Consider the following 18807-nt stretch of genomic DNA (forward strand, 5'->3'; position numbering starts at 1 on the left):
AATCGACCGTAACCGCACTTTGACGGAAGTCGGGAGAGACGTTGACGGCGGTCGGGAGGCACTCTGACGGCGGTCGGGGGTGAAAGATTCGCTCAGGCGGACTCGAGATACTGCTTGAGCGCCTGGTCCTGAGCCTCGGGGTCCGGGAAGATCGCCTCGGTGCGGGCGCCGCCGGTGACGGGATCATTGCTGAAGATCAGGCGGATGCCCAGCAGGCGTGCCTGCCCCTGCGCGATCACGAGCCCCAGCCCCATACCGCCGCCGCCTGCGGAGACGAACCGGGTCGGGCCGGTGTTGACGATGTCGGGCGGGTAGCCGGAACCGGAGTCGGTGATCGTGATGCTGCGGGTGCTCGTCTCCAGACGGATCGGGTCCTCGCCGTGCTTGATCGCATTGACCAGCAGGTTCGAGACGATGCGTTCGAACCGGCGGACGTCGGTGACCAAAGTCGAGTTGAGTGCGGCCAGCTGCGTATCGATCTCATGCCCGGACAGGGCACCGGAGGCGGTCATCGTGCCCAGCAGCGATCGGACCGCCTGGTCGATGTTGACACGTGTGAACTCGGGGTTCGCGCGACCGGCGTCGAGGCGGGAGACTTCGAGCAGGTCTTCGACGAGGACCTGCATCCGCCGCACCCGGTCCTTGACCAGCTCGGCGGGCCGCGAATCCTCCTCGAGCAGATTGGCCGCGTTGACGAGGCCGGTCAGGGGGGTCCGCATCTCGTGCGCCAGGTCGGCCGTGAAGCGCTGCTCCGAGTCGATGCGCTCGGTCAGTCGGGTCACGGCGGTGTCCACCGCGGTGGCGAAGGCCCACACTTCCTGGTCCGATTCGTCGATGACGTCGGCGATCCGCGTGCTCGTGTCCCCGCCCGCGATCTTTCGGGCGGCCTGCGCGCCCAGGGTCAGTCGGCGCGAGATGCGCCCGGCCACGATGGAGCCGACGCCGCCGACGACCAGCGCCGAGCCGATCATGCCCACCAGCAGCGCCTGGTCGATGCGGCTGATGAGCTCCTGGCTGTCCTTGGTCGAGGCGCGCACGGAGATCACCACGGTGTGGTCGCCGACCTCCATCGGGGCCGCCGCCCACACGATCTCCTCACCGTCGATCTCGGAGCGCATCGTCACGCTCTGTCCCTTGAGCGCTTTGTCCCGTGCTTCCTCGGGCAGCGCCGGGTCGTCGATGCGCGCGTTGAGCGTGAGCACCCCGGTCTCGGAGAAGATGGCCACGGAGTTCGCGAGCTGCTCGGTCACGGTCGATCGCATGCGGTCGTCCTCCGCGCGGGCCGCGGACTGACGCAGCACGATCGAGCAGGAGAGCACGGCGATGATCACCGAGGCAACGATCAGAAGGGAGATCTTCCAACGCAGTGACATGCGATCAGCCCGCGAAGCGGTATCCGAATCCGCGCACGGTCTCGATCATGTTCGCGCCGATCTTCTTCCGCAGACGCTGGATGTGGACGTCGACGACGCGGGAGTCGCCGGCCCATTCGTAGCCCCACACGGTGAAGGCGATCTTCTCACGCGAGTAGACGTGTTCGGGCTGCTCGGTCAGCAGCAGGAGGACGCGCAGCTCGGTGGGGGTGAGGTGGACCTCCTCCCCGTCGATCTCCACGGTCAGCCGACCGGTGTCGAGGACCAGCGAGCCCAGCCGCGTCCTGAACGGGCCGAGCTCGCCGTCGGAGCCGGTCTGCGCGTTCGTCTCGCCCGAATAGGCGTTCTGGCTCACGCCGGACTGTGTCCCCGGCGATGTGTTCGGTCGGGGCGGAACGCTGACATCGACTCCGATCACCTGCTCCTCGTCGGAATCCGCCGAGGTGAATTTCCCACCCGCGCCCAGGAACGTATCATCGGACTCGAGCTGGGCTTTGAGTCGGTCGCGCGTGTCCATGCCGGGGCTGGCGCCGAGCACTTCGGGGATGCCGTCGCCGGTGATCATGCCGCCGGGGCCGAGGACGGTTTCGTGTTCCTCGTCCATCTCCGTGCCCGGGGAGTAGCCGAGCTTGTCGGTGCCGGTGGTGATGAAGCGGCGGACGACGGCGCGGATGCGGGCGTTGAGGACCTGCATGTCGAAGGGTTTGGTGAGGTAGTCGTCGGCGCCGGCTTCGAGCGCCTGGACGATGTCGATGGCATCCGAGCGGGCGGAGATGATGATGATGGGAATGGTGGAGCGCTCGCGCACCGCACGGCAGATCGATGCACCATTCATCGTGGGCAGCATGAGGTCGAGAAGCAGAACGTCGGCACCGTGTGCTGCGACGAACTCGTATCCTTCACGGCCGTCGGCGAACGCCGAGACCGTGTAATCGAACCGTTCAAGACCGATCTGGGTTGTCTCGCGGATGACCTCGTCATCCTCAACCAGAACTATATGCATTACGTTTCTCCATTAAGCCGCGTGAAGCGTTGACCCGGTTCAAACCTACCGTCATGCAGGCGGAAGACCTGCACCGACCACCCCGAGGGGCAGCAGGCATCGTCGCCGTCGGCATACATCGCCTCCTGCACGACCAGTGTCCCATTCTTGCCTGGGCTGAGCTTGAGTTGGTTGCCTGTGGCGATCAGTTCGAGCCGGGGTTCGCCGTTCTTGTTGCTGATGACGGCTCCCGCGACGACCTCGCTCTTCTGCCTCGGATTGGCCACGGTGACGAGTTGGAACTTCTTGTCGTCGCTCATGAAGGGGGTTGAGAATTTGAGACATTCCTCGCAATCGGCGACGACTTTCGCGGATTCCGCCGCCTTGCCCGTCACGGCGACTCCGGACGAGTCCACGATGGCTTTGCGGATCTGGCTGAGTGAGAACGGCGCGTCCGGTTCCCCGGCATCCGAGCTCGCCGATTCGAACAGTGTGGGTGATGCCTCGCTCTCCGGTTCGACGCGCAGACCCCGGTCGGGGCCGCATGCTGACATGCCGGCCAGCGTGAAGACCGCAAGGACCATTGCGATCACGGTCCTGGCCGATATGCGCAGGTACGACTTCTGACCAGGGGAGACCTGGTTCGAACTGAGCGAGCGCGACTCCTCATGGGAGGGGCGCCGAATGGGGGTGGGCACGTAGACATTTTTGCGTGTTCTGTCCGGGTAGTCCACCCGCCGCCGTCATCAGGCGAGTCAGGAGCCCCCGTGTGCGCCCCTGGACTGCGGTGATTGTTGTGCTCGGTGCGCGGGATTCTGCACCTTGGTGCGTCGATTCTCAGCTGTGGCCGGTATCCTGGGGGCATGGCACCATCGAAGTCAGGGAAGAAGTCCACCAGCACCGTGTCGTACAAGGACGCCCTCAAGGCCGGACTCGTCTGCGGCGTCGTCGTACTGATCCTCGCGATCATCGTCACTCGTGCGTGGCAGGACGGGACCGCCTTCGGTTTCGCCTTCCTCTATGCGGGCGTGGCATTCGTCGCGGTCAGCGGTGTCGCGTGCATCCTCAATTGGGTCATGCGCAATGACACGCAGAACGATGATCAGACCTACCCGGTCCTCAGATGAGCATCCGGTCCCCAGGTGAGTAACCAGTCCCCAGGCGAGTGACCGGTCCTCAGGCGAGCAGGCGAGGGTGAGTATCCGCGGTCGACCGGGCACCACCTCGGCGAGGGCCTGAGGCGGTGCCGTAGGCTCTTTCCATGGAGACATGGAACACAGAATTCACGCCGCTGTCCTTTCTGCGCCGATCCGCGGAGGCGTTCCCCGACAAGCGAGCAGTGGTCTACTACGACGAGACCATGACGTACCGGGAGCTCTTCGCCGCAGTCGAGCGCAGAGCCCATGCTCTGCGGGCGGCCGGGATCGAGTCCGGCGATCGGGTCGCCTACCTGGTGCCCAACATTCCCGAGATGCTCATGGCCGCCTACGCGGTGCCGCTGGCCGGGGCCGTGCTCGTGCCGATCAACACCCGGCTGGCGCCCGAAGAGGTCCGCTACATCTGCAACCACAGCCAGGCGAAGCTGCTGGTCGTCGACACTGCCCTGTGGCCGAGCGTCACACCGGTCGTCGACGGATTCGACACGATCGAGCGCATCGTCGACGTCGAGGACGCGACGATCACCACCCCCGCCGAGGTGGTCCGGCCCGAATCCGTCTCACCGACGGTCTCGACCCTCGCCGAATTCCTGACCGGAGCCGACGGGGACGCCTCCGACCTCGCCTGGAGCGTCGAGGACGAGAGGTCGACGCTGTCGATCAACTACACCTCGGGCACCACCGGGCGACCGAAGGGCGTGATGTACACGCACCGCGGCGCCTACCTCAACGCACTCGGCGAAGTCGTCCACTCGGATCACGACGGCGGCAGCGTGTATCTGTGGACCCTGCCCATGTTCCACTGCAACGGCTGGTGCACCGGGTGGGCGCTGGCCGCCGCCGGGGGCACGCAGGTATGCCTGCGCGAGGTCTGCGGCGAGGTGATCTGGGACCTCATCGACCGTCACTCGGTCACGCATCTCAACGGCGCTCCGACGGTGATGTCGACGATCATCAACGCCGAGCAGGCACATTCGCTCGAGGCCGGGATCACCGCGACCATGGCAGGAGCACCGCCGAGCCCGACGCTGATCTGGCAGATGGAGGAGCTGAACTTCCGCATCGTGCACGTCTACGGGCTCACGGAGACCTACGGGCCCTATACGGTGTGCGAATGGCAGGACTCCTGGGAAGGCCTCGATCACAGGTCGCGGGCACGGCTCCTGTCCCGGCAGGGCGTCGGCATGGTCCAGACCGATTCGGCACGCATCGTCACACTCGACTCCGGTGACGATCTCGTCGACGTCCCCGCCGACGGGCAGACGATCGGAGAGATCGTCATGCGCGGCAACAACGTGATGAAGGGCTACTTCCGTGACCCCGAGGCCACCGAGAAGGCATTCCAGGGCGGCTGGTTCCACTCCGGCGACCTCGGTGTGATGCACGAGGACGGCTACATCGAACTGCGTGACCGGTCGAAGGACATCATCGTCTCCGGCGGCGAGAACATCTCCACCGTCGAGATCGAGCAGGCCGTCGCCTCCCACGAAGCGGTCCTCGAGGTCGCCGTCATCGGTGTGCCGGACGCCGAATGGGGCGAGCGGCCGAAGGCGTTCATCACGGTGCGCCGGGGACAGCCGGCCACCGAGGCCGAGATCGTCGAACACGTGCGCTCCCAGATCGCGAAGTACAAGTCCCCGCGTGAGGTCGAGTTCGTCGAAGCCCTGCCGAAGACCTCGACCGGCAAGATCCAGAAGTTCGAGCTGCGCAACCGGGAATGGGGCGAGGGCGAGTCCCGCATCCAGGGATGACACGCCAGGCCCACACCGGGCAGTGCCGCGGTGTGGGACTTGCGTGCGATCGGCTCTACCTGAACCGCAGCAGCCGCAGACTGTTGAGGACGACGAACACCGAGGAGAACGCCATCGCCGCTCCGGCGATCATCGGGCTGAGCAGGCCGAACGCGGCGATCGGGATGGCCGCCGTGTTGTAGGCGAAGGCCCAGAACAGGTTGCCCTTGATCAGACTCAGCGTCTTCCGGGACAAGCGGATCGCCTGCGGAATCTGACGCGGATCCGAGCGCACCATGGTGATGTCGGAGGCCGCCATCGCGGCGTCGGTGCCCGAACCCATCGCGATGCCCAGATCGGCTCCCGCCAGGGCCGCGGCATCATTGACGCCGTCGCCGACCATGGCCACCGCCTGCCCCCGAGCCTGCAGCTCATCGACGACGGCGATCTTGCCCTCGGGGCGGACATCGGCACGGATCTCGGTGATGGAGAGCTTGCCCGCGACCACCTCGGCGGCTTGGGCATTGTCCCCGGTCAGCAGGACGGTGCCGACGCCCAGCGCGTGCAGCGCCTCGATCGCCTCGGCGGCACCGGTCTTGATCTCGTCGGCGACGAAGGTCAGGCCGCGGAACTGCGAGTCGATGGCCAGGGCGACGATCGTGGCACCTGTGGGCACGGCCTCAGCGGGGAACGAGACGTCGATCCCGCGTTCCCGGAGCAGGTCGGGGCGGCCGGCGAGCACCTCGGCGCCGTCGATCGTGGCCTGCAGACCGCCCCCGGGGATGTTGTCGAAGGCCTCGACCGAGCTGTCGAGGCGCGAGCGGTCGATGCCGACGGTGTCGCCCGGCGCCCCGGTCGCACCGCTCATCTCCGTCACGCCGGCCTCGACGATCGCGCGTGCCACGGGGTGCTCGCTCGCCGACTCCAGGCGAGCCAGGACCGCGAAGTCCTCATCGCTCAGCTGCGTCTCCTGCAGGGCCGTGACACCCGTGGTCAGGGTTCCGGTCTTGTCGAGGACGACGGTGTCGATCGAGCGCGTCGACTCGAGGGCCTCGGGCCCGGAGACGAGGATGCCCAGCTGCGAACCGCGTCCGGACGAGACCGCCAGTGCCGTCGGTGTGGCCAACCCCAGGGCACACGGGCAGGCGATGATGAGGACCGTGAGCGCGGCATGCAGGCCCATCGCCCAGTCTCCGGTGAGCAGCCCCCAGACCAGGAGCGTGAGAATGCTGATGGCGAAGACGATGGGCACAAACACCGCCGCGATCCTGTCGGCGAGGCGCTGCACGGCGGGCTTGCCCGTCTGTGCACGGCTGACCAGGTCGGCCATGGCAGCCAAGGTCGTGTCGGACCCGACCCGGGTGGCTCGGACCTCGAGCACGCCGGAGGTGTTGATCGTGGCTCCGGTGACTGCATCGCCGAGACCGACCTCGACGGGCACCGATTCGCCGGTGAGCATCGACTCGTCGATGGCGGAGTGGCCGGCGAGCACCTCGCCGTCGGTGGCGACCTTCTCGCCCGGACGCACGATGAAGACATCGTCGACGGCGAGGTCATCGATGGGGACCTGGACCTCACTGCCCTCGCGCAGCACGTTCGCGGACTTCGCTCCCAGGCCCAGCAGCTCCTTGAGCGCCGCGGTCGCCCGATTCTTCGCACGGTCCTCGGTGAGCCTGCCGATGAGCAGGAACACCGTGATCGCTGCCGCGGCCTCAAACCACACGTGGTAGTCGGCGGGGATCTGCCAGCCGTAGCCGTCGACGACGGCCCGGCCCAGGGTGATGTAGGAATAGGTGCTCGCGACGATGATTCCGACGCTGACGAGGGTGTCCATGGTCGTCGAACGTCCCCGGGCGGCCTTGAACGCCGCCGAGTGGAACGGCCACGCGCCCCAGGTCACGACCGGCAGGGCGAGGATCGCGACGATCCACTGCCAGCCGGCGAAGTGCCACCCCATGACCATCGAGACGGCCACGATCGGCACGGCCAGGATCAGCGACCCGATGAAGCGGGGCCGCAGATGCTTCGGATCGTAGTCGACGATCTCGGGTCCGCTCGCCGAGGCGGTCTTGACGGCGGCACCGTAACCGGCCTTCTCGACGGCGGTCGTGAGATCGGCGTCGCTCAGTTCGGAGTCGACGATGACATGGGCCGAGTTGAGCGGAAGATTGACCTCCGCGCTGACTCCGTCCAAGCGGGTGAGTTTCTTCTCGATGCGCGCCGAGCAGGATGCGCAGGTCATCCCCGTGATGTCGAGATCGACCTCGCGCGACATCACTTCACCTCATAGCCGGCTTCATCGACGGCAGCGCTGATCGCGGCCTCGTCGAGGTCCTTTTCGGAGGTGATGGTCACGGGCGAATCCCCGCCGGCATTGAGCTCGACGGCGACATCGGTGACTCCGGGCACTGTGCCGAGCTCCTCCTGCACCGCGCTCACGCAGTGCCCGCAGGTCATTCCGGTGACGTTGATGGTCGTGGTCGTCATGATGTGTCTCCTTACGCCTTCGCATGTGGGCATCGACGGGTGTGCCGATGTCTCTGCCTCGGCTCGCCGAAGAGGCGATTCGTGATGAATCAGCTCTTGATGAGTCGGGCAATGGCGGCTGAAGCCTCTTCGATCTTCTCGCGTGCGGCGTCGTCGTCCCCGGAGGAGGAGGCGTCGACCACACAGTGAGCGATGTGCTCTTCCAAGAGGTTGATGGAGACCGCGTGCAGCGCGGCCGTTGCTGCGGAGACCTGGGTCAGGATGTCGATGCAGTACTTGTCGTCATCGATCATCTTTCCGACCCCACGGACCTGTCCTTCGATCCGTTTCATCCGCTTCGCAAGGGCGTCCTTCTGCGGGGTGTATCCATGTTGCTCAGTCATGACGATACCGTATACCCCTGTAGGGTATAAATCAAGCAGGCGGGAGAGCCCCCATCGATTGTGCAATTGGTCTCACGGTGGGCCGCCGTTTCCCTCCGACTCCTACAATCGAATCATGCACGTTGCCAGACTGTTCCGATTCCCCGTCAAGGGGTTCCCCGCCGAAGAGATCACCGAAGCCAGCGTCTGCAGGGACCGCGGCATTCTCGGCGACCGAATCGCCGCATTCACCAACGGCAGTCTCGACGTCCCCGCCGACGCCTGGCACAAGTACTCCGCCTTCACGGTGCTGAAGAACGACACCGACCTGCAGAAATGGCAAGTCGACCTCGACCTCGCCGAGGTGGGCGATGCCCCTCCGGCGACCGCGCCCGGTGCGTCGGCGACCGAGTCCGACCCGTCCGCGACCGCAACTGGTGCGTCGACGACCGAGTCCTGTGCGTCGGCAAGCGCACCCGCCCCGTCCGCGACAGTGACGCTGACATCGCCGACTCGGGAGTCGACGACATTCCGCACCGATGACCGGGAATCCAGGGCCGCCTCGGCGGAGTTCCTCTCCGCGCGCATACCCCCTCAGGGTGACTTCCCTCGCGTGCTCAGCGTCGCCGACCAGGGCATGTTCGACTCCCGGACCTCGGGGATCTCGATCATCAACCCGGCCACGATCTCCGCCATCGCCCAGACTGCGGAGGGTCGGGCCGCCCTGGGCCCGGACGAGACCGAGCTCGACCCGCTGCGCTTCCGCGGCAATGTCCTCGTCGACGGACTCGAGCCCTTCGAGGAGTTCGCGCTGATCGGAAAGACCATCCGCCTCGGCGGGGTGCGCCTGGCCATCACCCAGGCCATCCAGCGCTGCCCGGCGACCACGGTCAACCCGTCGACGACCGAGGTCGACGTCAACGTCCCCCGGATCCTCGCCTCGGCCTGCGGGCACCTCCACTGCGGAATCTACGGCATGATCCTCGAATCCGGGCCCGTCGGCACCGGGGATCGGATCGAGATCGACGGCGATGCTCCGCGTGAACTCGTCAGGACCGCCCGGACACCGCGGTTCATGACAGTGCTCGGCAGCCGGCAGATCTGCAATGACATCGTCGAGGTCTCCCTGCGCGACGATCAGGGCTGGATCCGCGAATTCGACGAACCCGGCACCAATCTGCGCGTCCATCTCGAGCTCGGCGACCCGTTCTGGCGGACCTACACGATCACCGACGTGTCCGAGGACATCGTCTCCATCGCGGTGCGCACGCAAGGCAAGGGCTCCCGCGCGGTCGCCGAACTCGAGGCCGGTGGGCGCATCCTCGCGTCCGGGCCGCACGGAACCATGACCGCTCAGCGCGTGTTCGGCGGAACCACCGCCCTGGTCACGGCCGGCATCGGCATCACACCGAGCCTCGGACTGCTGCGCGGGGCCCAGCTGCCGGGAACGGAGATGATCAAGCTCTTCCACGTCGACCGCGACCACCGGACCGCCTGCCTGTGGGACCGCCTGCAGCAGCGCGCCCACGGCCGGCCCATCCCGGTCGAGACCCACCACCGTGACACCGCGAGCCAGGGGCGACCCGCTCATGCCGAGCTCGTCGATTGGTTGGCCGGATGCGACAACGTCATGGTCTGCGGGCCGGCAGAATTCACCCGCGCCGTGCTCGAGGCCGGCGCTGAGGCCGGCGTTCCGACCGTGCACCAGGAGACGTTCGCCTCCCCGAACACCGGCTTGGGCGAGGTCATCGCGCAGTGCAAGCCCGCCGAGGTGACGCTGGAGGAATCCGGCGCCAGCTTCCTCTGGGAACCGCAGCAGGGCACCCTGCTCGAGGCACTCGAAGCACGCGGGATCAGGGCCGACAGCTCCTGCCGAGGCGGCTCCTGCGGCGCCTGCGCCGTGTCCCTGTCCGCCGGATCGGTCATCTACCCGGTCGAACCGGCCGCACGGATCGCCGCCGACGAGGTGCTCGCGTGCTCCGCGGTGCCGTCCGGGCCCATCAGCATCGGACTCTGAGTCCCCTGGGCATCTGCGAGCCGGATGGCAGAATGGACCCATGCCCAAGGATCAGCGTGCCGCGACGTCAGGAGGAGTGACGGGCGCGGCGGCACGTCTGAGTCGGCGAGTGAGATTCGGCGTCGCCGGGCGGATCATGTTCGCGAACTCGATCATGCTCGTGGGCATCATGGTGCTGACGACCAGCCTCCTCTACACCCAGCTCTCTCAGCTGAACCAGAAGCGCGAACAGGACCTGCTGCGCTCCGCCGCCGACAGCATGTCGATGTCGCTGAGCCTCGTCGGATCGGGGGAGACCGACACGTCGAACTTCATCGACGAGACCTCGCAGGACGACGTCGAGACGATGCTCGACAACGTCGTGCGCGAATACGACTTCGATGTGGCTGCGGTCGTGCCGATCGACTACCTGGCCACACCGCCGACGCTGGGCTCCTCGAGCCGACAGCAGCGCAACGAGTCGAAGATCGTGGCCTCGAACTCCGGCGATGTGCCCGATGACTCCGTCGATCAGCTCGCCGCGAAGATCGACGGATCACAGGTGGCCGACGGGGATCCGGTCGCCCGCTTCCTCGACGACGGGGGCACCGGCGGAGGCACCCTGTACGTCGTCAGCCCGGTCTTCGCGAAGCAGCTCGGCGCCGATGACATCGGACCCGACACCGTCGTGGGAGCCGTCGTGATCGGCAACTCCGCGGATTCGGTGCGGGAGGGCTTCCTGGCCCAGAGCAAGTGGCTCATCGGCATCGCCATCACCACGCTGATCCTCGGCATCGCGTCCTCATGGGTGACCTCCCGCGGTCTGCGCCGCGTCACCGGCGACTACGGTGCCACGGAGCTGCGCAGCATGCTCGAGTTCTATTCCTCAGTCCTCAAGGCCGTCTCCGAAGGGCTCCTGCTCGTCGACCGGTCGACGGGGATCGTGCTCATCAACGCCGAGGCTCGCGAACTCCTGGGCCTGCCTGCGGTCGACGAGGATTCGGCGGCCGCCCAGATGGCGGCGACGGACGCTCCCGTCCGGGCGACCTCGCCGATCGGAGGCATCGCGCTGCGCGACCTCGACCTGCCAGAAGCCCTCATCGACCTCCTCGGCTCGGGTCGGTGGGCACGCGATGAGATCCACTACACCGATGAGCGAGTCCTCGTCGTCAACCAGCAGCCCACCGATGCCGCCAGCGACACCTGGGTCGTGACGATGCGCGACCACACCGAACTCGCCGAACTCTCCGGCGAGCTCGTGTCCGTGCGCTCCTTCTCCGACTCCCTGCGCGCGCAGACCCACGAGTACGCCAACCGCCTCCACATGGTCGTCTCCCTCCTCGAGACCGGGAACACCGACGAGGCGATCGACTTCGCCGCCAAGGACCTCAACGACCTCACCCGGGTCGCCGGAGACGAGCAGATGAGCTTCGATCATCCCGTGCTCTCGGCGCTGCTGCTGTCGAAGATCGCCCAAGCCGCGGAGGTGGGCATCGACATGACGGTCGACACCGCGGGACTCTCGGGCCGCCTCGGCGGGGATGACCGTGACCTGGCGACCATCCTCGGCAACCTCATCGACAACGCATTCGACGCACTGAGCAGGCAGGATGTGCTGGCCGAGGACAAGAGGGTCCACGTCCACCTGAGCGGTGCCGGTGGGGCCGGCGGATTCACGGTCGAGGTCAGCGACGACGGCCCGGGCATCGACGAGGAAGGCATCGACGCGATCTTCGAACGGGGATGGTCGACCAAGCACGACGGTGTCGAGACCGACAGAGGGCTCGGGCGGCAGGAGACCGGCACCCGCGGGGTCGGACTGTCCCTGGTCGTCCAGGCGATCCGTCGCCTCGGCGGGGCCGTCGACGTGCAGGGCCGCGGTGAGGTCTGCGACGAGTTCAAGGGGGCTGTGCTCACCGTGTGGCTGCCCGACAGCGACCATCACGACCCCGGCGCCGACGGCCCGTCCTCGGGCGGGGTCTCGAGTTCCTCATCCCAATGAATGAAACGTATCCGCTCCAGCGCGCGGATCCGGCATAGGCTTCCTGTGGAGTGCCGAACCATCGGCTGGTCGGCTGGTCGGCTGGTCGGCCGTCGCCTGTGGGCCGCCGATTGATCGGCTGAGCTGAACCGAGTGGAGGAAGTATGGACCAGGACATCGTCGTGTGCGAACCGCTGCGGACCCCGATCGGAGGATTCGGAGGCCAGTTCCGCGACATCCCCGCCCACGAACTCTCCGCCACGGTCGTCCGTGAGCTCATGGTCAGGACCGGACTCGACCCGGAACACGTCGCCGACGTCATTCTGGGGCAGGGCTATGCCACCTCCGAGGCGCCGGCCATCGGCCGCGTCACCGCACTCGACGCGGGACTTCCCGTCACCGTGCCGGGCAAGCAGGTCGACCGTCGCTGCGGTTCGGGACTGCAGGCCGTCATCGACGCCTCGATGGTCGTCGGCTCCGGCAACGGAGACTTCGTCATCGCCGGCGGTGTCGAATCGATGTCCCACGCGCCCTTCTACAACGACACCATCCGCTGGGGCGTCCGCGGCGGCAGCGCCGAATTCACCGACTCCCTGGGCCGCGGACGCATCACCCCGGGAGGAAAGAACCACCCCGTGCCCGGCGGCATGCTCGAGACCGCGGAGAATCTGCGCCGCGAGTACTCGATCGGCCGCGACGAGCAGGACGAACTCGCCTTCAACTCCCACCAGCGGGCGGCCGCAGCCGCGCAGGACGGACGCTTCGCCGAGGAGATCGTGCCGGTGACGATCCCTGCCACTCGCAAGGTCGCAGAGCACCAGATCGACGCCGACGAGCACATCCGCCCCGACACCGACCTCGAGAAGCTCGCCAAGCTGCGCCCCATCCTCGGCAAGGGCGATGACCAGGCAACGGTCACCGCAGGAAACGCCTCGGGACAGAATGACGGCGCAGCCGCTTCCGTCGTCACCACCCGGGCCGCCGCCGAGGCGCAGGGGCTCAAGCCGCTCGGCCGCCTGGTCAGCTGGGCCGTGGCCGGTGTGCCGCCGAAGACCATGGGCATCGGTCCGGTCCCGGCCACCGCGAAGGCACTCGAGAAGGCCGGACTGGAACTCGGCGACATCGACCTCATCGAACTCAACGAGGCCTTCGCTGCCCAGGCACTTTCGGTGACCCGCGAATGGGGCTTCGGCAAGGACGACTTCGACCGCCTCAACGTCAACGGCTCCGGAATCTCGCTGGGCCACCCCGTCGGCGCGACCGGCGGGCGGATCCTGGCGACCTTGCTGCGCGAGATGGATCGCCGCGACGCCCGCTACGGCCTCGAGACCATGTGCATCGGCGGCGGGCAGGGCATCGCCGCGATCTTCGAACGCGCCTGAGTCCGAGCGCTCCGGGCGGTTTGCAGGGAACAGACTGTCGATTCTCCGGCCGAATATCGACAGTCTGTTCCCTGCAAACCCGCATGCGCAGTCATCGGCGTTGCGGTCCTGTGTCACGGATGTGCCCAGGCTGTAACACGAACCGCATCCGGGCCGCAATGGCGTTGGTTAGACTGGCGGCATGTCAGATACCACCACGCCTGAGTCGAGCATCGGTGTGCTCGTGGTCGAGGACGAGGCAGTCGCCGCCCGTGCCCACGCGAAGTACATCGATCGCATCGACGGGTACCACACCGCCGGGGTGGCGAAGAACGCCACTCAGGCGATGGCCGCTCTGACCGGGAAGATCTACGGGCTCGACGCCGACGGCATCGATCTCGTCCTCCTCGATATGAACCTGCCCGACGGCCACGGGCTCCAGGTCTGCCGAGCCATCCGCGGCCACCGCGTCGACGTCGACATCATCGCCGTCACCGCCGCCCGCGACATGCAGATCGTGCAGGAGGCGCTGTCCTACGGCGTCGCCCAGTACATCATCAAGCCGTTCACCTTCCCCGTCTTCAAGTCCAAGCTCGAGGCCTACTCCTCCTTCCGCAACAGCCTCGGTGGGGACAGCTCCGAGGGCGGCGAGGTCACCCAGACCGACGTCGACACCGCGATCGCCGCTCTGCGCACCCACACGGTGGCCGCGACCGCCAAGGGCGTCCCCGATGCCGTGGAGGCGGAGGTGAAGTCCGTCCTCGGAGACAATCCCGGACAGTCCGCCGCCGAGGTCGCCGTTGGTCTCGGTGTCTCCCGAGTGACCGCACGTCGGTACCTGGAGGCCATGGCCGACGCGGGCATGCTCGCCCGGCGACCGCGTTATGGATCGGCCGGCCGACCGGTCCTCGAATACACAGTCGTCACCGAGGACGCCTGAACCACCCCTCGATACCCGGACCCCGTCACCCAGGGGTCAGAGACGATCCCCATTTCTTCGCGCGCACGCTCACTTCATCCACAGAGTGCTAGCTTCGAGCGCGGCACGCTCACTTCGAGCGCAGGGCGCTCATAGCAAACGCAGGGCGCTCACTTCATCCGCAGGGCGCGCATGACGTCGAAGGCCGTGGTCAGGGTCTTGGCGAAGCGCGACTGATCCAGTGGACCGAACGGGGCGATCGGCACCAGGTTCTGCTCGGCGATCGTGTGCGTGTGCATGAACTGGAAGAGCCCTTCGGCACCGTGTCGGTGGCCCAGCCCCGAGGCCTTGACCCCGCCGGCCGGGGCGTCGATCGACCCCCACGTCGCCACGTAGGCTTCGTTGACGTTGACCATGCCGGCCTCGACCTGCCGGGCGGTCTCGAGGCCCTGAGAGCGTGAGTAGACGCTGGCGTTGAGGCCGTATTCGCTGTCATTGGCCGCCGCGATCGCTTCGGCGTCGGTGGCCACCGGGTAGACGGCGACGACGGGGCCGAAGGTCTCATCCGCGAACAGTTCGGCATCCTCGGTGACATCGGTGAGCACGGTCGGCAGATAGAAGTACGGGCCCAACTCCGGCACCGACCGACCTCCCGCGATGACTTCGGCCCCGCTGGCCCGGGCCTGCTCGACATGTTCGCTGACCCGAGCGAACTGCATGGGGCCGGCCAACGATCCCATTCCGGGGCCATACGAGAACTTCGCGCTCAACTCGAGGTTCCGGGCCGCCTCGGCGAAGTGGGCACAGAACTCCGAGTACAGATCCTCGTGGACGTAGATGCGTTCGATCGACAGGCACAGCTGCCCTGCCGAGGAGAAGCAGCCGCGGATCGCCCCGTCGACGGCCGACGGCAGGTCGGCATCGGAGAGGACGAGCATCGGATTCTTCCCGCCCAGCTCAAGGGCGGTGGGAAGCAGGCGCCGCCCCGCCTCGGCGGCGATCGAGCGCCCGGCGGCCGTGGACCCGGTGAAGGAGAGCCCATCGGCACCGGACATGAGGGCGGGCCCGACCTCGTCGACGGTGCCCGGAACCAGCTGCCAGACCTCGGCGGGCAGCCCGCAGGCGATGGCCAGGCGGCGCATGATGACCGCCGTCAGCGTCGTCTGACTGTCGGGTTTGTGCACCACCGCGTTGCCCGCGGCCAGGGCGGCGAACAGGTCGGTCGCGCCCAGGGTCAGCGGATAGTTCCAAGGCGTGATGAAGGCGACGACGCCCAGGGGAGTGCGGGTGACCTCGGTCCGCGTCAGAGACGGTACGGCGCCGCGACGACGCTGCGGGCGCAGACGAGCGGGGGTGGTGACACCGTAGTGACGGCACACATTGTAGGTGTCGAGGATCTCGTCATAGGCGTGGATGCGGGCCTTGCCGGTCTCGTGCTGGATGATGTCGAGGAGCAGATCCTCGTGTCGACGCAGCGCCGAGTGCAGGCGCAGCAGCACCCGGGAACGATGGTCGGGGGACCGAGACGCCCATCTGCGCCCGGCGATGCGTGCGGAGGCGTAGGCCCGGTCGACGTCGCCGGCCGTGTTGTTGGTGAAGCGGGGCTGGTCGACGCCGGTGAACGGGTCCGGGCCGACCACACGGTCACCGCTGCCCGAGGCCTCCTCGTAGGGGTGGGTGTCGAGGAACTCACGCAGGCGGTCCGTGCCCTGCGCGAGCCGGTCAGAAGGAGTGTCACTGCTGGTGACGGCGGTAGTCATCGTGCCTCCATGTGGTCGGTGGGCGGTTGGGGCGTCGTCAGGGGCGCCGCTGACTTACGCTAGAGTACCTCTCATGGTTTCACGTGAACTGCGTCACGCTCTGCGCGGGGTCGAAGCACCCCAGGCAGTGCTGGATCTGGACGCGTTCGACGCCAATGTCACAGCCTTGGCCGAGCGCGCCCGGGGTCTGCCGATCAGGGTCGCCTCGAAGTCGCTGCGCACCCCGTCCGCCATCGACCGGGCGCTGGCCCACCCGGGGTACTCCGGCGTCCTCGCCTTCTCCCTGCCCGAGGCCCTGGCCCTGCACGCCCGCGGCGTCCGCGACATCGTCGTCGGCTATCCCACGGTGGACACGCTCAGCCTCAAGCTGATGTTCGCCGAGGTGGGGGCCGCCGAGAACATCACCCTGATGATCGACTCCCCCACCCATCTCGACATCATCGACAGGGCCCGAACCGAGCAGCAGACCCAGTCTGAGGGGCAGATCCAGGCTGAGGAACAGTCCCGACCCAACGGGGGACAGTCCCGGCGGGTGCGCGTCTGCCTCGACATCGACGCCTCCTACCGCCTCGGCGAGGGGACCCTGGGCAGCCGCGTCCAGATCGGGGCACGACGTTCGCCGATCCGCGATGAGGCATCCGCGGTCGAACTCGCCCGCCACGTCATCGCCCGACCCGAGGTCGACCTTGTCGGGCTCATGTCCTACGAGGGCCAGATCGCCGGAACCGCCGATGCCGGCGCCTCCGCGAGGCAGACCGTGGTCAGGGCCATGCAGAAGCGTTCCGCCGCGGAGCTCAAGGTCCGACGCAGGCACATCATCGACGCCGTGCGTGAGCTGGCCGATCTCGAATTCGTCAACGGCGGCGGCACCGGCTCCTTCGAATCCAGCGCCGTCGAAGGCACCCTGACGGAACTCGCCGCCGGCTCCGGGCTGTTCTCTCCGGGACTCTTCGACGGCTACACCCGGTTCCGGCACGAGGCCGCCGCCTACTTCGTCGGCCCCGTGGTCCGCCGACCCGGGCCCGGCTGGGTCACCGTGTTCAAGGGCGGATTCATCGCTTCGGGTGTGCCCGGGCCCGACCGCGTCCCGACGATCGCCTGGCCGCCCGGCCTCGACTACTCGGGTCTCGAAGGTGCCGGCGAGGTCCAGACACCGCTCACCGGTCCCGGGACCGAGGACCTGCGCATCGGCGATCTCGTCTGGTTCCGGCACGCGAAGGCCGGAGAGCTGGCCGAACACTTCAACGAGTTCCTCGTCGTCTCGGGCTCGGAGATCATCGACACCTGGTCGACCTACCGCGGGGAAGGGTGGGTGCTGTGAGGCGGCTGTTCCGGAACTGGTCCGGGCACGTCCACGCCCATCCGCACACCTTCGTCAGGCCCACCTCGGCGGGGGATCTGCGCGATGTCCTGCGCACGGCCGCGAAATCGGGTCAACGGGTCCGTGCCGTCGGCGCCGGTCACTCGTTCACGCCCGTCGCCGCAGGTGACGAGGTCATGATCAACCTCGACCATTTCAGCGGAATCATCGCCGTCGACGAGCCGAGTCAGCGCGTGCGTTTCCACGCCGGCACCCGGCTGCGCGACATCCCGGCCCTGCTCGCGCCCTTCGGGCTGGCCCTGGCCAACCAGGGCGACGTCAATCCGCAGGCGCTCGCCGGAGCGATCTCGACGAGCACCCATGGGACCGGGCTGTCCTTCACCGGTTTCGCCGGAACCGTCACCGGACTCAGCCTCATGGCTGCGGACGGCAGCGTGCGCAGGCTGTCGGCGACGAACGATCCCGAGGTCTTCGATCTGGCCCGCGTCGGCCTCGGCGTGCTGGGCATCGTCACCGAGATCGAGCTGCAATGCGTACCCGCCTTCGACCTCATCGCCGAGGAGGTCGTGGCCGGCCTCGATGAGCTGCTGGCCGACCTGGAGGCGCGGATGCGAGGGGCCGACCACTTCGAGTTCTACTGGTTCCCCCACACCGACACCGCGCTGACGAAGACGAACACCCGCGTCGGCCTCGGCGAGATCGGTCCGGGCCACCTCGCCGAGGCCGGGGTCCGCAACCGGTTCGTCGATCTCTTCGACAAGGAGGTCGTCGAGAACGGCGGCCTGCGCCTCGCCGTCGAACTCGGTGCGGCCGTGCCCGGTCTCGTGCCGCGCATCAATCGGGTTGCCCAAGCCGCCGTTTCCGACAGGACGTACCGGGCGCCGGGCCACGACGTCTTCGTGACACCTCGGCGGGTGCGGTTCAATGAGATGGAGTATGCCGTTCCCCTCGAATCCGGCGCCGAGGTGATCCGGGAGATCCGAGACGCCATCGAGTCGCGGGGATGGAGGATCTCCTTCCCGATCGAGGTCAGATCGGCAGCCGCCGACGATGTTCCGCTGTCGACGGCCTGTGGACGCGAGACCATGTACATCGCGGTGCACCGCTTCTTCAAGGAGGACTTCGCCGAGTACTTCCGCGTCGTCGAACAGATCTTCGCCCACCATAACGGCCGCCCCCACTGGGGCAAGATCCACACCCTGGGTGCGGGCGAACTGCGCCGACTGTACCCGCGCTTCGACGAATTCTGCGAGCTGCGACACCGGCTCGACCCGCAGGCGATGTTCGGCAGCCGATACACCGACTCGCTGTTCGTCCCGGGAGCCTGATACCGGCTCATCGGATCGGACGTCGGATACGCAGGCCGGATCGGACTCCT

15 protein-coding genes are annotated in these 18807 nt (G+C 67.4%); 8 read left to right on the forward strand and 7 right to left on the reverse strand.

What is annotated here, in order from left to right; translation table 11 throughout:
• Positions 1-92: 92 nt before the first annotated feature.
• From BKA07_RS04070 to BKA07_RS04080, 3 genes are read right to left on the reverse strand one after another with little or no spacing between them, the layout of a single operon-like run.
• Entirely contained in the window at positions 93-1373 is a 1281-nt protein-coding gene (locus BKA07_RS04070; protein WP_167949763.1) for a sensor histidine kinase, read from the reverse strand.
• 4 nt (positions 1374-1377) lie between these two features.
• Entirely contained in the window at positions 1378-2376 is a 999-nt protein-coding gene (locus BKA07_RS04075; RefSeq protein ID WP_167949764.1) for a response regulator transcription factor, read from the reverse strand.
• Positions 2376-3053, reverse strand: coding sequence for a hypothetical protein (locus BKA07_RS04080; protein ID WP_342448989.1), 678 nt, complete (start codon positions 3051-3053; stop codon positions 2376-2378). The genes BKA07_RS04075 and BKA07_RS04080 overlap by 1 nt, the downstream gene beginning before the upstream one ends.
• A 165-nt stretch (positions 3054-3218) precedes the next feature.
• On the opposite strand from BKA07_RS04080, the gene BKA07_RS04085 reads away from it, so the two are divergent.
• Positions 3219-3482, forward strand: a complete 264-nt coding sequence (locus BKA07_RS04085; protein WP_167949766.1) for a hypothetical protein — start codon at positions 3219-3221, stop codon at positions 3480-3482.
• Between the two features lie 134 nt (positions 3483-3616).
• Positions 3617-5263: a long-chain-fatty-acid--CoA ligase gene (locus BKA07_RS04090; protein WP_167949767.1), complete on the forward strand. Its 1647-nt coding sequence runs from the start codon at positions 3617-3619 to the stop codon at positions 5261-5263.
• Between the two features lie 55 nt (positions 5264-5318).
• Here BKA07_RS04090 and BKA07_RS04095 read toward each other — a convergent pair whose 3' ends face one another.
• The 3 genes from BKA07_RS04095 to BKA07_RS04105 all read right to left on the reverse strand — a co-directional run bounded on the left by BKA07_RS04095 (position 5319) and on the right by BKA07_RS04105 (position 8112).
• Positions 5319-7517, reverse strand: a complete 2199-nt coding sequence (locus tag BKA07_RS04095; RefSeq protein WP_167949768.1) for a heavy metal translocating P-type ATPase — start codon at positions 7515-7517, stop codon at positions 5319-5321.
• A complete protein-coding gene (locus BKA07_RS04100) occupies positions 7517-7729 on the reverse strand; it encodes a heavy-metal-associated domain-containing protein (RefSeq protein WP_167949769.1) in 213 nt (70 codons plus the stop codon). The genes BKA07_RS04095 and BKA07_RS04100 overlap by 1 nt, the downstream gene beginning before the upstream one ends.
• 89 nt (positions 7730-7818) lie before the next feature.
• The gene (locus tag BKA07_RS04105; RefSeq protein ID WP_167949770.1) at positions 7819-8112 is read right to left on the reverse strand and encodes a metal-sensitive transcriptional regulator; all 294 of its coding nucleotides are present in this window, start codon (positions 8110-8112) and stop codon (positions 7819-7821) included.
• A 115-nt stretch (positions 8113-8227) separates the two neighbouring features.
• On the opposite strand from BKA07_RS04105, the gene BKA07_RS04110 reads away from it, so the two are divergent.
• From BKA07_RS04110 to BKA07_RS04125, 4 genes are all read left to right on the forward strand, one after another.
• Complete coding sequence (locus BKA07_RS04110; RefSeq protein ID WP_167949771.1) at positions 8228-10108, forward strand: 2Fe-2S iron-sulfur cluster-binding protein; 1881 nt, start codon at positions 8228-8230, stop codon at positions 10106-10108.
• Positions 10109-10148: 40 nt separating this feature from the next.
• Entirely contained in the window at positions 10149-12089 is a 1941-nt protein-coding gene (locus BKA07_RS04115) for a sensor histidine kinase (protein WP_167949772.1), read from the forward strand.
• Between the two features lie 143 nt (positions 12090-12232).
• Complete coding sequence (locus BKA07_RS04120; protein ID WP_167949773.1) at positions 12233-13450, forward strand: acetyl-CoA C-acetyltransferase; 1218 nt, start codon at positions 12233-12235, stop codon at positions 13448-13450.
• A gap of 181 nt (positions 13451-13631) precedes the next feature.
• Entirely contained in the window at positions 13632-14369 is a 738-nt protein-coding gene (locus BKA07_RS04125; RefSeq protein WP_167949774.1) for a response regulator, read from the forward strand.
• Positions 14370-14518: 149 nt separating this feature from the next.
• Here the strand turns inward: BKA07_RS04125 and BKA07_RS04130 are convergent, their stop codons facing one another.
• Positions 14519-16108 (reverse strand): succinic semialdehyde dehydrogenase, encoded by a 1590-nt coding sequence (locus BKA07_RS04130; RefSeq protein WP_167949775.1) that lies wholly within the window; start codon positions 16106-16108, stop codon positions 14519-14521.
• A gap of 73 nt (positions 16109-16181) precedes the next feature.
• Between BKA07_RS04130 and BKA07_RS04135 the strand changes: the two genes are divergently transcribed.
• Both BKA07_RS04135 and BKA07_RS04140 read left to right on the forward strand, forming a co-directional pair.
• Positions 16182-17429, forward strand: a complete 1248-nt coding sequence (locus BKA07_RS04135) for an amino acid deaminase/aldolase (protein WP_167949776.1) — start codon at positions 16182-16184, stop codon at positions 17427-17429.
• Entirely contained in the window at positions 17426-18757 is a 1332-nt protein-coding gene (locus tag BKA07_RS04140; RefSeq protein ID WP_342448990.1) for a D-arabinono-1,4-lactone oxidase, read from the forward strand. Before BKA07_RS04135 ends, BKA07_RS04140 begins: the two co-directional genes overlap by 4 nt.
• Positions 18758-18807 lie beyond the last annotated feature (50 nt).

The sequence above is a fragment of the Brevibacterium marinum genome, assembly GCF_011927955.1.
Lineage (GTDB): Bacteria > Actinomycetota > Actinomycetes > Actinomycetales > Brevibacteriaceae > Brevibacterium > Brevibacterium marinum.